The organism is Capnocytophaga sp. H2931 (assembly GCF_002302535.1).
Lineage (GTDB): Bacteria > Bacteroidota > Bacteroidia > Flavobacteriales > Flavobacteriaceae > Capnocytophaga > Capnocytophaga canis.
The window spans coordinates 1,892,109-1,909,529 of sequence record NZ_CP022381.1 but is presented as its reverse complement, the minus strand read 5'-3'; the positions used below and the strand labels follow the sequence as shown (position 1 = coordinate 1,909,529).

At 39.2% G+C, this 17,421-nt stretch carries 4 protein-coding genes; 1 reads left to right on the top strand and 3 read right to left on the bottom strand.

Translation table 11 applies throughout. The annotated features are described in order from the left end of the window. Positions 1-37: 37 nt before the first annotated feature. From ccsA to CGC52_RS08100, 3 genes are all read right to left on the bottom strand, one after another. On the bottom strand, positions 38-3,154 hold the full coding sequence (gene ccsA, locus CGC52_RS08110; protein WP_095894050.1) for a cytochrome c biogenesis protein CcsA: 3,117 nt from the start codon (positions 3,152-3,154) through the stop codon (positions 38-40). 10 nt (positions 3,155-3,164) lie between these two features. Further along, positions 3,165-3,482, bottom strand: a complete 318-nt coding sequence (locus CGC52_RS08105) for a heavy metal-binding domain-containing protein (RefSeq protein WP_042007852.1) — start codon at positions 3,480-3,482, stop codon at positions 3,165-3,167. A 211-nt stretch (positions 3,483-3,693) separates the two neighbouring features. Beyond that, complete coding sequence (locus CGC52_RS08100; RefSeq protein ID WP_095894049.1) at positions 3,694-15,858, bottom strand: T9SS type B sorting domain-containing protein; 12,165 nt, start codon at positions 15,856-15,858, stop codon at positions 3,694-3,696. Between the two features lie 378 nt (positions 15,859-16,236). Between CGC52_RS08100 and pncB the strand changes: the two genes are divergently transcribed. Further along, positions 16,237-17,421, top strand: coding sequence for a nicotinate phosphoribosyltransferase (gene pncB, locus CGC52_RS08095; protein ID WP_095894048.1), 1,185 nt, complete (start codon positions 16,237-16,239; stop codon positions 17,419-17,421).

Here is a 17,421-nt window from a genome sequence, read left to right as displayed (position 1 = left end):
TTTAACTTTTATCGGAGAGAATTCTTTACAAAATAAACTAATTACTATACAACTTATTGCGTTCCTCCTGAGGCATTTTTTTGTAGGAATACCACGCAAAAACACTTATGACCACTAACAACGCTACTACAAAATAAACCCATTTGGGAATAGGAATAGGATCCCCTGTAGCATAAGAATGAAGCCCTACTAAATAGTAATTCACCCCAAAGGAGGTCATTACGATAGTAGAAAATGCCCACATAGTCACAAGATAATAAACTAACGCATTTCTAAATTTTGGAATGAGTCGCAAATGTACCACCACACTGTACACAATAATCGAAATCAATGCCCAAGTTTCCTTAGGATCCCAAGCCCAATAACGTCCCCAACTTTCGTTTGCCCAGATTCCTCCCAAAAACGTCCCCGCAGTAAGCAAAAATAAACCAATAGTAACTGCCATTTCTTGTACAACAATCATTTCCTGCATGCCTCGCCACCACGTTTTCTTGGGTTGTAACGGCTTGAATATTAACAAAATCATGGACAATAAAGCAATAACAAAGGACAAGCCTAAAGGTGCATAGCTTCCAACAATCACAGTCACATGAATTTTCAGCCAATAGGAATAGAGTACTGGTTTCAATGTCGTAATTTCAGGATTAAGCCAGTCCAAAAAGCTCACTAAAAGCAACGTCCCCGAAAAAAGCAAACCTAAAGGCAAGGTAAACGAGGATTTTCGAACAAAGAGCAATCCAAAAAGCAAAATCCCCCATGAAACAAATAACAACATTTCAAATCCATCGCTCCACGGCGGATGTTTAGCGATATACCAACGTAACCCTAAATCAAAAGTAAATACCACCCAAATAATACAAGCCAAAATAGACCCTACTGTCAGTGTCTTTTGCAACCATTTAGCCGACAGAAATAAACTTAAAATATTAAAAATAAGAAGAACTCCTCCTAATAAAATACATATTCCAAAGAGATAATTCCCTATACGAGTACGAGTGTAAAAAATCTCAGCTTCTACTTCGTTCTTGGTGGGATATACATTTTTTCCTGCTTCTTTTTGATATGTTGCCAAATAAGAAAGAGCCTGATCGGCTTCGGAAAAATCGTTGGTTTGCATTCCTTTTTCTAATCCTGCAATGTAGAAATTATGTATGTTTTTCACAAAATCAGCATCTTGCTCTTCAAATTCTGAAAACTGGTCAGCTGTTAACCATTTATTGTTTTGAGATTTCGTATTAGGATATAGTCGTAAAAAATTACCTGTAAATACATTGTAGAGAATATTAAAACGTTCGTCTACTTTGAGTAATTCCTTCTGACTTTCAGAACGCTGGGCAGGTTTCAACCGATTGGTTTCTTCTACCACATCCTTGAGCAGATACGCACCACTGGCATCTAAGAAATCCGTAAACTGGAGCATTCTTTTTTGATTGACATTCAGAATATTAAATACAATGGCTCCTTTATCAGTATTTATGTTTATAAGTGGCTTTTCAGCAAAAGTTTCTGGACTTTTCTGTAAGGCTATCAAAAATTGTTCTGGCGATATTTGAATTTTTTTACCCTCATGTGTATTGAGGTTCACACTAGTTTTTCCTGTTAACTTTCTGGTAATTTCATAGGCTAAGGTAGTTAACGGCTTCATTCGTCCGTCAAAATCTTGAACAATCAAACGTCCATACTCTTGAGCTTTTTCTTGCGGGATAATATGTTCCTCTAAATAACCTCCGGACTGAGCAAACGAAGGCAACACAAAAAACATGAACAATACAGAATGCAACTTACCTATATCCAATGTTTTTATTTTTTTTAAATTACGATTTAAAAAACTAAAACGACTTCCATAAGCGAATAGTAACCAAAACATTGCAAAGAATAACACCCCATAACCTAAATAAGTGATTATAGTTCCTTCACGGTCTTTATTGAGTGACAATAACGTACCTTTTTCATCCTTGTCATAGGACGATTGATAAAATCTATACGACTGATAATCAAGAACATTATTCATAAAAATATTATACGAAAATGACTTATCTCCGTCAATGACCTCAACATAACTCGTATAGCTTTCGGCACTTTCACTTCCTGGATAACGTTTCAAATGAAACTTATTAAGTTTCAAAGCAAAAGGAAGATCTATTTGCTTGGAAGCGTATGTATAAGCGTATCTTTCACCTTGATAATCAAACCATTGCCATTCGGGAATATTTCTAGTAGCTGAAAAATAGCTCTCCGTGATTAATTTTCCTTCATTTCTGACTTCTAACTTAACGACACTTACCTCTTTTTCCGCTTTATCATCCTTACTTAAAGGTTCATAAACCAACTTTTTATTATCATGGATAGCTTCAATCATGAAAGAACCTCCCGACCAACGATAGACCGTATGTGGCATAACATTAGTCCATTGTTGTGGTGAGAAACTGGACATCTGCTGGGATTCCAAATGAATTGTATGCAGTGGAATAGCACTCCACAATTGCCAATTATTTTCGTTCTTTTGTATTTTAAACACATGCTCTTGATCAGATTGAAAAGCTAAAGAATAATTGTCAACCTTCTGGCTCTGTCCAGATTTCATTAAATGATAGCTACTTTCTTCATCTTTGTCCAACATGACAATTTCGAGAAATGACTCCTCCCCATCAACGAATTTTTGGACAGCTTTCGGTAAATACTCCGTAAGAACACATTCGAAGTGGTTATCATTGTCAGCAATTTGCATGGTTTCTTCCGAAAAAAAATATGGAATAGGTTGTGATTTTTTGTAGAAATAGGCATTTTCGGTTTGAAACTGAATATACTTTTCATTGGTAGTATAGGAAGTTACAGTTTGATTTTCACGGATATGCACCATCCCTTCTTTACTAAAATAACGGGTTACACCTGCTCCTATAATAATAAGAATAAACGCCAAATGTAGTAATCCTACAGGAAGTTTACTTTTTGAAAACAGCCTATACCTTTTGATATGAAAAAGAAAATTAATGGATAACCAAATCATTATAAGTTCAAACCACCATGCTTCATAGACGAAAGCTCGAGCTACAAGAGTACCGAAATCATTTTCAACAAAAGTAGCTACTGCCATCGACAACGCTAATAGCAGTAGCAATATAACAGACATCTTTATGGAAACCACGCGTTTCATAAGCTAAAGTTTAAATGACCACAGCAGTACCACTGGCGGTAACCATCAACATTCCTCCGTTATTTCCCAAGGTTTCATAATCCAAGTCTATACCTACAACGGCATTTGCTCCCATAGCCATGGCACGTTGCTGTAATTCAACAAGTGCAGTATTCTTAGCCTCTACGAGTACTTTTTCATAGGTTCTTGAGCGTCCTCCAAAGAAATCAGTCAACCCAGCCATAAAATCCTTTATAGCATTCGCCCCAATTATGGTTTCCCCTGTAACAATACCTTTGTATTCCTTAATAGGCTTACCTTCTAAAGTTGGTGTAGTTGTTAAAATCATTTATGTATATTTTTATGTATAGGCAAATTTAATGATTTTCTTTTTACTTTTCAAATTTTTCAAAAGAGAAAAGCTCCCGGGTTACCAATTCAAGGCCTTTTATCGTACTTACGGTTATCTGCTTTTGTCAACAACATTAGAAGATTCATTGTAATCTGAAATAATAAAGGCTGACCTAAAAAGATCAGCCTTTACTATTCTTTAAATTTTACTACCTATAAATGGTGAAGTTTCCTTTAAACTTACGTGGATCTATATCGCTATTAAGCTCTAATAGATACCAGTAATCTCCACTTGGAAGAGGTTTCCCGTTATAGATTCCATCCCATGACTCACCTACTTTAAGGGTTTTTATTTTGCGACCATATCTGTCGAAAATATGCGTTCGAGCATACGGATATTCATCAATATATTTCGGAGTCCATGTATCATTATTTCCATCTCCATCGGGAGTGAAATAATTTGGAATTGTAATGTCATGGAACAACTCTTTGATAGTAGCTGTAACGGTACAACCTACTGCATCATAGATAATCACATCAATCACTTTGTAACGTTTTCCATCTTCGCCAATCTCCTCAGGATCAGTTATTTTTAATTTATACACTCCGTTACCTCCTTGATTTTGTCCGTTGAAGACATAGGTGTACGGATATTGACCATCTTTTCCTGCTACTTGGATAGTGTTGATTTCATCATTTGCTACTCTTTTGACTTCGTCCAACTGCATTAAATTCTCTATCTTCACTGGGTCGCCCAAGGTGTAAGAACACAGTACAACCTGTCCTGTTGCTGCGATCTCATCTCTATGGAAAATAGTCAACACTTGCAAAGGTTGTGTTTGGTCAATTCCATTAGCATTGATTATTGCAACATTTCGTTTTGTGTCAAACCTTGCAAATACACGTTCTGATTTACTTCCTAACTTGTAGCTCAACTTCATTGGATCAACGGTATGCTTGAATTTCACCTCAATCCAAGTTGTGTACTTATTGTCTTGACAGTCGTGTACCTGAGTTGCAGTTGCTTCTAAATTCGGAGTTTCTTCCACTTCAAACTCATAAACTGGTGACATCGTACAGCCTTGTGCATCGGTAATATGTACCTCATATTTACCTTTTGATAAACCTCGAGCTACATTTCCAAGAAATGCCGTATCGGTGCTTATTACTGCCCCTGTAACTGCTTTTACAATACTTACTTCATAAGGAGCTGTTCCTCCATGTACCTCATAATTGATCCAAGCAGTAGCTTCACCATGGCACACCACTAGCTCAGCACTTACCACTTTGAGCGATAGCTCTTCAGGTTCAGTTACATTCAATTCGCCTATTTTCTGATCACAGTTCCAAGCATCCATGACCCATACTTCATACTCACCTGGAGCTAAGTTTTCAAATCGTGGAGATTCTTGAGTAATCACGGTGGCTGTTCCCTGACGTAATTCAAAGAAATAAGTAGGTGAACCTGAACCTCCTGCTACATTTGCGATTTCAATGATTCCGTTGGATGCATCTTTACATGTTACATTCTGAATCACAGTTGCTGTTGCCGTAATAGGTGTTGGATGTACCAAAGTAATGGTTACCGAGTTATCCTGACAACCGCTTCCATTTCTATCTATAACCTGAACAGTGTAGACTTGTGACGAGCCATTTGAAGTTAATCCTGTGAATAAGAATTCTCCTTCATTTGTGATAATATTTCCTCCTATTTGTGGCGACGAAACGTATCCACTCGAACCATGTAAAATCACCTGATATGGAGCTTCACCTCCAGTAACTTTGATCAAAATCTCTCCTTTATTATCCAAGCAAGTTACTCCATATGTTTGAGTAGCTGTAGCCGCTAACGGACGTTCACTTTGTAAGATTTCAAAAGCTACAGGTTCTGTTGAACATTGATTGCTCAATGCTTTTGCAATCATTTGATAATTTCCTGCTAACAAGTTTGTCACTGTAGTAACAGTTCCTCCAGTGACAGTTCCTGTTACCGTTGAACCTGCTGAACCTGTCACTGGACTGATGACAAATTCAAATCCTGCTGCGGCATGATTTCCATCACCTAAACGCATATCTGAGAAATTCAAAGTTACTGCTCCCGTCGCTTCTCCATAACATTTCACATTGACAATATTTGAAGCAGTAAATAAGAATGAATTCGGTTCATGAACGTCATAAACTGTTGTAACAAAACAATTGGTTGCTGGATTTGTGACCCTGATAGTGTAATTACCTATTGGCAAACTAAACACCTGTGTCGTAGTTGCTACACTTCGTGTAAACTCCGTAGTTTCTGTTCCATTGGCATTTCGTTTGATTACCTCATAAAGAAGTGTTTCTCCGTTATATACACTTGTTGTTACAGTTACGCTTACTACCTCTTGATTGGTTGTACAATCTATTTCAACAGAACGGGTAGCCGTTACACTCGACAATACCAAAGTTGGTGTTACGGTTACTGCTGGTGTGATTACCTCACAACCATTAGCATCGAATACTTTAACAGTGTAGGTTTGCGTAGCTGCAACATGGTCAGTAAGCGTATAGGTGTACGATGTTGTTCCTTGACTGATAACCTTTATATTGACAGGTATAACAGAACTTTGCTCATAGAACTCTACTCGTGTGTAGCTCTGTGTTCCTCCACTCACTTTTGACAAATCAAAAGTCAAGGTCGGTAACGATGTTGTATTTCCTACACATTGGTAACTTTCCATTGTCAAAGCATTTGGTGCTAAGACAAGTGGTGCTGGAGTTGTAACTACAACCGTTTTTGTTACCACACATCCATTAGTTGCTACTGCACTAACGATGTATGTCTCTCCTGTTAAAGAACCTGATAAGCCGTCAAACACAGCATAATCAACACCTGAACTTGTAGCTGGTAACACCGTACTTGTCGTTGGATTTTCAATAGTAAATGTATAAGGAGCTAATACACTCGGACTTACTTTCACTCGTGCGGAACCTGTTCCTGTGCTACAAGTTGGGTTAGTTAAGCTCAACACCTCCATCTCTGGAATTTCAGGAAGGTCAATCGAGAAGTTTCTTACCTCCGGACATACCGATGTCTGGCTACGGGTTGCCTCGTCATACAGACGAATAGCATATGAACCGACAAGAACTGCTGGTGAAATAGTCACCGTTACGGTACCTGCCGTTGTTGTTTTCACTCCTGTTATCGGCACAAAAATCTCCGAAGTGGTGTGATTGATAGGATCCAAAACAGTTTCCACCTTATTGATCGTATAAGCATATTTGCCTGAACCTCCTGTCAGATTTTTGATAACAATATCAGCCGACACAGCTCCACAGTGAATCAACGGTGTTACCACTTCATATTTCACCTGCGAATACAATTTAATATCCCCTGAGGTTGCACAACCATTAGCATCTTTCAACTCAATGGTATATGTTTGTGTAGAAGGCTGTAAACGTACTGGCAATGATACAGATGTAGCATAAGGAGACACACTCATAGGCATCCAATCTGCAGTAGGCGTTCCTCCAAGTTTCACTCGGTAGTAGTGTTGTCCTGTTCCTACTTTTGTTAGATTTAAACGCACTGAATATGCTGTTTTATCGCTTGTACAAGGATTATCCAGAACCACAGACGAAATCTCTGGAGCTTTATCTTGATCTACCGTAACAGAGCGAGTCTTGATACATCCATTATTATCACGTACAAACACATGCCATGTTCCTTTATCTAAACCTGAAACTGTATGTCCATCAGTGGATGCTACTATAAGTGCAGTCAATGTTGATGTTCCAATTGCTGGAGGAGTTCCTAAAGCAGATTCATTATGATAATAATATTTGTAAGGAGCTACTCCATGACGAGCATCTACCGAGATAGAACCTTGCCCTCCTGCGTGACATTGGTCATTGATAACCGACACATCTTGAATTACTAATTCCGTTGGAGCCTGTGGCACTATGACAGGTTCAGATGCTTTTCTACAATAAGTTCCTCCTCCACCTGTATTTTCTGTGAATACAATATATAACTTACCTGCAGGTAATCCTGTGATAGTTCCTGTCTGAGTGGTTGCTGGTGTTACAGGTCCAGTGATTGTTACTGATCCTACTGCACCAAGCACAAGCTCGTGAGTTGCATAATAATAAACTTGATACTCCAAACTCTTAATCGCAGAATTCATACCTTTGACCTCAAAATCAATTTTTCCATCGTTTGAACCTCTACATGTAGTGGTTGTTGGAGTCAATGTAATACTCAAAGTAGATGATGCTGTTGGCACTTGAGTCACTTCTTCTATCACATAACATTTTGTTGATGAGTCATATACGATAAATCGATATTTAGCCCCTGGTGTCAAACCTGGAATGGTAGCTGTTGTTCCTGAAACAGTTGTTCCCGACACAGTTGTTACATCAGTCACTGTTCCTGCATACCACGTGTTCCCTCCGTCTATCCAAGTTGACGATGATGGAGGCGTTCCTGAAGGAATTGTCATACCTTGTTTATAGATAGCTACCCAATGAGAACCTGCAGCAATGGAACTTCCTGCCGCACTACTGTAAGCAGACACCTCTAATGATGCCGTATCACACCCTGGTATAGTGGTTGCTTTTGCAACAATTCTATCTGATGTACCAAAAATCTCAAAGGTTTTTGTTGTTACACATCCATTAGCATCGGTAATCGTACCCACATATTCATGTGGAATTAAATTTGGTACAACAATTATGTCTCCTAAGTTCACATTCGATTGATTGTACAATGCTGTACCATGTGGCACATCTTTGTAATGCAATTCGATAGAGAACGGAGCTGTTCCTCCACTCACAAAATTAAATCTAGCCTCTCCATTATTCATTCCTCCTCCTAAAACTCTGTCACAACTAACATCTACTGTTGTTACTGCAACATTTAACTGAGGAGATTGTCCTATAGTAATATTCTGTGAGTCTGAAATACAGCCATTTGCGTCACGCACCGTCAATTGATAGGTAGCTGCTTTCAAATTGATGATGTTACCCACTGCTTGCGTTGTCGTGTTAGTTCCATCGAACAATATCAAATCGTACGGAGCTGTTCCTCCTTGAATGTCGGTCAATGACACGTTAATTCGACCTGTTGCCGAACCATAGCAGGCTGCATCCTCTTTGGTTAAAGTTGTTTTGAACTGAGGACGTGATATTTTCACTTCTTGTTTTGATGCTTTTCTTTCACAAGAACCTGCCGTCACTTTGAAGTAATAATCTCCTTCAACATTGGTTGTAAATGTAGCCGTATTTCCTGAAGCTGTTAGAGTGATGCCCGTAGCATTCGTGCTTTGGTAACTTACTCCATCGTTGCTCCACAAGAACTGTTTTGGCTGAGTTGGATTACCTCCTGTAGCGTTCAACACAAAAACAGCATTCGATCCTGTGGCACAAGTCAAGGCTCTTGTTGGTTGTACGTTCAAGGTCAATGGCTCTGGAATATTTACCGTAATGGTTGCTGAACAATTTGCTCCATCAACAACCGTAAAGACATGCACCCCTGGATTCACCTCAACCGTGTAATCTGGTGTCGATGATGGAGGAGTGAAATTCACGCCATCTTGACTGTATCGATAGTTTCCATTTCCATCAAGCACTTGAATGGTAACCTCAGCCTTTTCACCTGGCAACAAACAAGCATTATTACTATTCGCTTCTAAGGTCAGTGTTTTTGGTGCATCCACTTTCAAAGTTGAGGTAGTTACACAACCATTAGCATCGGTCAAACGTAACTCATATGTTCCTGGTGCTAATGCCCTTGCTCCGTCAAAAACAGCCTCATTATTTACCATATTTGCTACAGTTGAAATTCCTCCCGAAGGTACCGCAGTAACGGACTGATATGGTCTTGCTCCTCCAGTAGCCGTAACTTTAACATCTGCGTTCATCGGATTACAACTTGCCACTCGAAGCAATTGTGTAGTTATTGAAACGGTTTCTAATGCATTGATGGTATAAGTTAATTCCACCAAACAACTTGGTTCATTCTGTTTTCTGACATACACAGTACCGCTGGTTACTGCTGCTAAATTAGGAATCACAGCCGTATCAACATTGGACACGCTGGTTGCCGTCGGCGTTATTGTTGTCCAATTAGCATTATCAAGCGAATAAACAATATCACTTCCGTTTCTATTTTCAATTCTTAATTTCAGTTTGCCTAGTCCATCACAAGCAGCATCTTCTGCCGAACCTGTAACAGTGAATGCTTTTGCTGCCTCTATCACTACTGATTTTGCATCTGTTCGTGGGTTGCAAACCTTGGTTTCCTGCCAAATCAAAATATCATCAACTGCCACATCACTTCCAACACTGGTTGAAACAGGTTCTTTACTCACAATTTGGAAAATGACCTCAGTGTTTGTTCCTATGTCCGCACTGCTGAATGTAACAGCTCTTGAATGCCATTTCTCATCTGCTAATATCTGTCCTAAACTTATTCGTTTAAGTTCAACTCCTCCTGAGGTCAGTAGAACAAAATCTAAGTTTGGATTAACACCTCCTATATAAGTAGATTTCAGTAAATTATATAATTTCACACTTACCTTAACATCTTTTCCAGCAACAATATCTTTGATGTTTTTAGTATATATAACCCCTAAATTACCTTGGTTAGAGTTAGCATTTACTGCTAAATAGCGACCATTTACAACTCCTGAAGCATCGGTTGGAGTTGTCCACTCGGCTCTTGGCGTCACTTGTTTTGTAATAACATACTGACTATTTTGCAACTCCTCATTAGGTTTGCAAGTCATGTATATAATGGAGTTATTACAAGTATCATTTCCTGTTCCAAAATCTTCTTGGAACAAAACATTAGGGGTGGTCGCTGACGATGATCCCGATTGGTGGTACACATAAACAGAATAATTTCCTGCATCCAATGTGAACACTCCTGAAGTATTTCGTTCTGTAATTCCTCCGCCTACCACTTCGTACTCATACGTACCCGCAGGAGAGGCTGTTACAGTGAATGTACCTTTACCTAAACAACTGTACATCACGGTGCTAACATTAACTTCTGGAGATGGAATATCTGTTATCGTAACAGGAATTGCAATTTCACATTTAGCACTATCTCTCACATACACATTTCCTGAACCGGATAAATATACAACATTTGAAGTTGTATAGCTACCACCTTCTGACTTATACATATAGCCCGTACCAGTTCCTCCGCTGACGTTATTAATATGAACTTTGTATCGTTTTGGTGAATTGGTAGTGTCGCACGATTTGTCTTCCACCACTCCAGCAAAAGCTTTCAACGTATTTTCATCTTCTCCTATTTCAATTGGATTGACATATGTACAAACTCTTGAACCTTGTGTGATAATAACTTCTAGTTCATATTTACCTTGTACAATTCCCTGAGCATAGATTCCAGAAGCGTTCTCAAATGTTTGCACCCGAGTTCCACTTTGTAAACGATGTAATCGTGTGATTATGTCTTGAGGATGTGCTGTTGTAAACGTTACGGAAACAACTCCTGAAGTATCACCACAAGCTACGTTTTTCACATTAATAGTATAGTCCGTAATCCCCTCTGGTCTAATCATTTCCCCTGGAGAAACCGTCTCGGCATAGGCTCCATTTGCGTCTTTTACAACGAAAATATATCTTCCCAGCTGAGTAACATGTACATCTTGATCCACTTGCACACTTCCCTCTGGAATGGTAGCAATGAATGCTGTATCAGGAATAGAAGTGTAATCAGGATAACGTTGTACCCCATCTATTTTCCATATAGCGAAGCGGTACGGTGCTTTTCCTCCTTGTGCTCCAAAGCGAACTTTTACATTATTACAGTCACTCCATGAAAGCACCGTTGCTGTAGTTGTTAGATTTTTTCGTTCTTCAACTGTTGCTCTCAATGTTGTTGAGCAATTAGCTATACTTCCTGATTTCACTTCAATAGTATAAGTTCCAGGAACTGAAATTCCTCTTACTGTAATGTCATGACCTCCGTTATATTGGTCGTAAGTTATAATATTAGCAGCATTACTACTATCCATATACGTCTGCCCATTCGGATCTTTAATTGTATATTGATAAATTACGCCCTCAGTAGCCATCTTCACATTGAAATGTCCAGGTTGATAGTTGGTGATATGCCCCACAGGTTGTATCACTTCCCCTGACAATCCGTTCATAAACACCTCAAAATAATAGTGAGCTTCACAGCCATTGGCTGAAGAAACTTTCAATCGGTAGCGTCCAGTAGCATTAATTGTAAAAGAACTTCCTGTAGCTCCTGGAATAGACTCCCAACAATCGTTATCATAGTTCTGACATCTGCCATCATTTGGCGGTGAACAGGTTGCTCTAAAGCGTTGCCACTGAATGTTCGAATCGCGGAAATTTACGGTAATCACTTTGGAAGGTTCATTACATAGGATGAAATGACTTGTCCAACGTCCATCGGCGCCACAAGTAGCACCTCCGTTTGCCAATGCTCTGATAGGATCAGCCGTTAAATTTGAGCTAAACGACTCAAAACGAATAATTTCCTGACATATTACCGTAATGTTACCTCCAAGGGTAGGATCTGAACAGACCGTGGTTTTCTCCACCATGTACTCCGCTGCTTCAGTAGCTATATAGGAACTTCCTGTTGCTGATGGAATTTCTACTCCATTCTTGAACCATTTGTAGGAAGTAAAACCAGGTTTTGCTTTCAATTCTAACGAAGAACCAACACAGAATAACTCCGAACGAATGTCATTTTTCGTTGAAATTTCGATCGGATTAACTCCCGTTTTAGTTTGTATTCCTGCAGCACACAACTGATTATCTCTTTGATATTCAATTCGATACTTAGCTCCAAACATATTCATACAAGGCGCTCCGATTTCTGCATAAGTTGCATTCATCGTAAGTGGAATATAGATAGCTCTATCACCACTATTACCTTTTAATATCTCTTTTGGTAACACAAACGTGTAAATCCTACCAACATTGGTGTAAGTTGGCGTCTGGGGCAAAGTTGTGGGTTGATAGGTTGGAACACCTATATTAATATATGGATTAGCTGAAAAGTCGACTGTCAAAGTGGCGGTTGCCAAATCATCTAATCCCACATTTTTATATACTATTTTATATTGGAAGCCCTCATTCAATGCTAACTTACGATTCAATACATTTCCATTACCATCAATATAATCAGCTTGGATGTCTAACGCTAAAGCATTTGATTTAACCTCCACATTGAAAGTGCAAGTACTTGTATTCCCTGAAGTATCGGTGAAAACATAGGTTACGGTATGGACTCCAATCGTGAACCTATCACCGCTCTGATGGGTTTGCGTGTATGTGACCCCACAAGTATCGGTAGCAGTTACCGTTCCCCAAGTAACGACGGCATCACAAGCATTGGCTGGTGCGTTCACCACAATGGCTGATGCAGGACACCCTGAAATTACTGGAGCTGTTGTATCAGGAATGAAAGCTACAGTTACAGGAGGGGTTAAGCCTACAGCAACACCACAGATTGAAGTATCTTTTAAGGTGTATTCTGCCTGAAACTGTGTACTTGTCATCACCGTTTGAGTGATAGTAGCTCCGGTTCCTATGCTTTCAAGCGAACCATCGGTTTTAATTTTAAACCATTCAACATTGAACAGCACCTCTGAGCCACTAAAAGCGAGCCTCACTACATCTCCGTTACAAGGATTTTGACTCTCTGGAGAGGCTGTGATTCTCGGAGGAGCATATGTATCCGCTTTCACACGAACGTCATAAATACCCTCCGTACACTGATGGCTTACTTTTACGGTATAGTCTCCGTCAGGCAAATTTCTAAATATATGACTATCCGCCTCTGAATCAGCGTCATACGTGACAGATGCCACTTCTGTACCATCTTGTTTGTAAAGTGTGAAGGTCAAAGGATAACGAACATCTTCTCTGTTTTGAACATACATAATCGCCATACCCGTACCCGCTGCCGTTCCGCAAGAAGTTCCTATGGCACTCACTTGCAGAGGTTTCGTTCGGGGAAGTTCTAACTCTTTTTCAAGTTCTATTTGTAACACAGAACCTCGGTGAATCTCTTGACCACCAGGGCGTAACGCATTGAGGTATTCAGGAATCAACGTATATCCTGCCACTCCCATAACATTGGTAAGGTTTTCCAACACGTAGCCTGAACCACTTCTTTTCCACACGGCATGTTTGTCATACGAGAAACTATAGGCTCGCACACGATATTCACCCGCTTCCAATCCTACAAACGTTCCTCTTGGGTCATTCATATCCAAACGTTGAGATGTAATCGGTCCATAAGTTCCATCAGGTCTTTTCTTCTCCAAGACTATCGGAGCCCAAAGCACCGTTCCTCTACGTACGTTACTTCCTATAGCATAATGAATTTCTGAGGCCTCGCAACCCAATACGGGTTTTACGTAATTTTCGCCCAGCGTCATTCCTTCCTCAAAATCAATCTCTCTACTATCTGTATTTCCACATTCATCTTTTACTGTGATTCTATACTTCCCCTTAGGGAAATCACCATACATAACGTTGGAGTTTACAACCTCTGCATTAGGAACTATCTTTTTCACAGGAAAAACAATGCTTCGCTGATGTTGCACACCATTGTCAAGAGGTAAAGAAGTATTGAAAGTCATGGTAAACGTAGCTGTACCTGCGGGAGGAACTGAAGGAGTTGCTCCTGGAACAGAAATAGGCTCAATAGTTACCTCCAAAGGATAATTAAAACTTACCGCTGAAATCCATTTTCTGAATGAAACCGTGTTTTCAAACAGCCCCTTACCGACGTAGAGTCCATCGAAAAATTGGCTTATTTGATTCGCTATCGGTTGAAAATTATACATCCTTTTTGGCTCATAACAAGATTGTAAACCTGTTTTTTTATACACGACTTTATAATGACCATATCCTGTATCTGTCACATCAACAATGTCGTGACGGTCATTCCATTGAAGAGAAGGTATCACATCATGAGGCATGTACAGAGGATGTCCTGCAGGAATCGGGACTTGTGTTTTGCGTTTCCATCCTACTGTAGCATTAAGATTGGGTGTTCCCGTACCTTCCCATTTATAAATCTCAAAGTAGTATCCGTCCTTACCTTGATTGTACAACTCGTCATCTGTCAAAAACAGTGAAAAGTCTTGATACCATTCATACTTGTGATACCCCGCTGGATCGGATGGGTTCGCTGTGTTCGGAAACTCTACTTTTTGGTAGTAAGGTGCTGCGTATAACAATTTGCGATTTTGACATGACTCATCCAAATGAGAATAGTTAGCAATACCAATAGGTGTTTGATTGGGTGCTGCCGCTACTATCTGCATAGGATCCATTGGGGTCAAGGTAAATTTCTCTCGAATAGGTGTCATACCAATATTGATAGTTACCTCTACCTCATCGCCATCTTCAAACACATAATCTGACACAAAAGAATTATACTCTGCAACAATATTGTAATTAGCACTAAATGAAGAAGTAATGTCGTACTCAGCTTCTTCAATAATATTACCGAGTGCATCTCTTTTGGTACGCTTTACAATAGCTATCCCTGAATTATTTTCACTTATATAGCTATGTATGGGTGCCATATCATTCCTACCGTCTTTTCTCTGTATACGGAAAGAGATTCGGCGTTTACAATCCATATTGGTTTGGATACGGGATTGTCCGTCCATTTTCTCAATTTCAATACAATCCACAGAGGGGTTTATAGGAGGGATACTCACGCGTTCCTTACGAAGTTCACAATTGGGAGTTATTCCTGTCATATCTTGTACATTGACAAACACGTACTGATTTGCTGTCAATGGATGTGTTGCATTTCCTTGTACAGTGACATCTAAGTCTGTATTAGCGTTGGGACGCGTAAACGTCTGTGCAGGCACAAGCACATTTCCTGCATCGTCAGTAATTGACACCTCAAAGTTAGGCCCTTTCCCTGTGTTCCTTACTATGGTAAAAGATACCTTAGCGTCATTAGTATTATTACAAGACGAAGCCGTTACTTTCCATTTTGTCAACTGGGTACTGACGTAGGTCGTAGGTATCGTTACAACTTTAGGTTGGGAACGCACCCAACCATTTTCATTGATAACCGTGATGGTGTACGTTCCTGGTTGCAACGAACCAAAGATATACTCAGAAGTGTCAAACTCTTGCACTCGAGTAGATGGCAACCCTGGAGTGGGTGGCAACTGAATCTCTGCGGTCAGCTGTGCTGGGGCGTAATTCCCCGCCCCCAAATTCACCTTTATCTTGGAATTGGAATAGCAATCACCAGGTTCGGGCGTAACCGTAAAGTCATCTAAATTCTGCGACTTAGCGATACATACTGTGAATAATAAAACAATTGTTAGTAAAAATCTATTCATAAATATGATATAATATTGAAACAATTAAGCACACAAAGTTATATGTAAAATTCAGAATTACAAAAAAAATATTTCTACCAACTGACAATCTTACAAGAAAAAAATTCATAAATTGGACCACAAAACACATTAAATTCACACCTATTTCTGATTTTCATTGAATTAAAAACAATTTTGACACCACAAAAACTGATATTCATCAACAGAAAGCCCTTTCTATTTTTAACGTAGCTGACCTTTTTTTTAACATTCAATCTTTCCATTTTAACGAAACAGAAAATAGTTTTTTGCTTATTCTAAATTATTTGTATATCTTTGCTGGGAGTCTGCTACATTTCATTAAATTACACCATATTAATATTATATATACATAAAAATATGTCGCAAGAAAATTACCGAGTTTTTAACTCCATCTTAGATAACGATTTCTACAAATTCACGATGCAGTGTGCTGTCGTTAAGCTATTTCCTAACACTAAAGGACGCTACAAATTCATCAATCGTGGCAAACATGAATTTCCAGAGGGTTTTGCTCAAGCGATGCAACAATCTGTAAATCAAATGTCTCAATTGAAACTTACCAAAGAAGAAAAGGCTTTTTTGAAAGCATCATGCCCATACCTCAACCCTGCGTACATTGACTTTTTAGAGGGATATAGGTATGACCCTTCAGAAGTAAAAATCACCCAAAACGGTAGCGATTTTCAAATGGAAGTAGAAGGACTTTGGTATCGTACCATTCTTTGGGAAGTGCCTTTGTTGGCAATGGTTAGCGAACTGTACTACAAATTGACGAATGCCACACAATGGAGCGATGGTCAAATCATTGAAAACACCATCGAAAAGGTAAAATTCTACGAGAATTTAGGCGTTGTTTTTGCAGAATTTGGAACACGTCGGCGCCATTCGTACTATGTGCATAACTTGGTTATGCAAACGCTTACTAAATCACAAAAATACAACTTTTCAGGTTCAAGTAACGTACATTTGGCTATGAAATACCAAGTGAAACCTATTGGCACACACGCTCATGAATGGTTTATGTTCCATGCCGCTGAATATGGTTACAAAATGTCCAACGCCCTTTCATTGGAACATTGGGTAGATGTTTTCCGTGGCGACTTAGGTATCGCTCTTTCAGACACTTACACTACGGATGTATTTTTCAAACAATTCGACAAAAAATTCAGCAAACTCTTTGACGGTGTACGACACGACAGTGGCGACCCTATTGTTTTTGCTGAAAAAACCATTGAACACTACAAAAAATTCGGCATTAATCCTCTGTCGAAATACATTATTTTTTCCGACGGACTCAATCCAGAGAAAGTAAAATCAATCGCTGAAGCATGTAAAGGAAAAATCGGAATTTCATTTGGAATTGGAACAAACTTAACCAATGACGTAGGACTTCGACCGATGAACATCGTAATGAAACTTACGGAAGTATTGACACGTGATAACGAATGGGTATCGACTGTAAAACTATCTGATGAACCTAACAAACATACGGGCGACCCGAGAATGATTGAATTAGCTAAAGAGCTACTTCAAGTTAAATAA

Coding starts and splice junctions, on each gene's coding strand:
- CGC52_RS08105 (WP_042007852.1), bottom strand. CDS start 3,482: ATGATTTTAACAACTACACCAACTTTAGAAGGTAAGCCTATTAAGGAA.
- CGC52_RS08100 (WP_095894049.1), bottom strand. CDS start 15,858: ATGAATAGATTTTTACTAACAATTGTTTTATTATTCACAGTATGTATC.
- pncB (WP_095894048.1), top strand. CDS start 16,237: ATGTCGCAAGAAAATTACCGAGTTTTTAACTCCATCTTAGATAACGAT.
- ccsA (WP_095894050.1), bottom strand. CDS start 3,154: ATGAAACGCGTGGTTTCCATAAAGATGTCTGTTATATTGCTACTGCTA.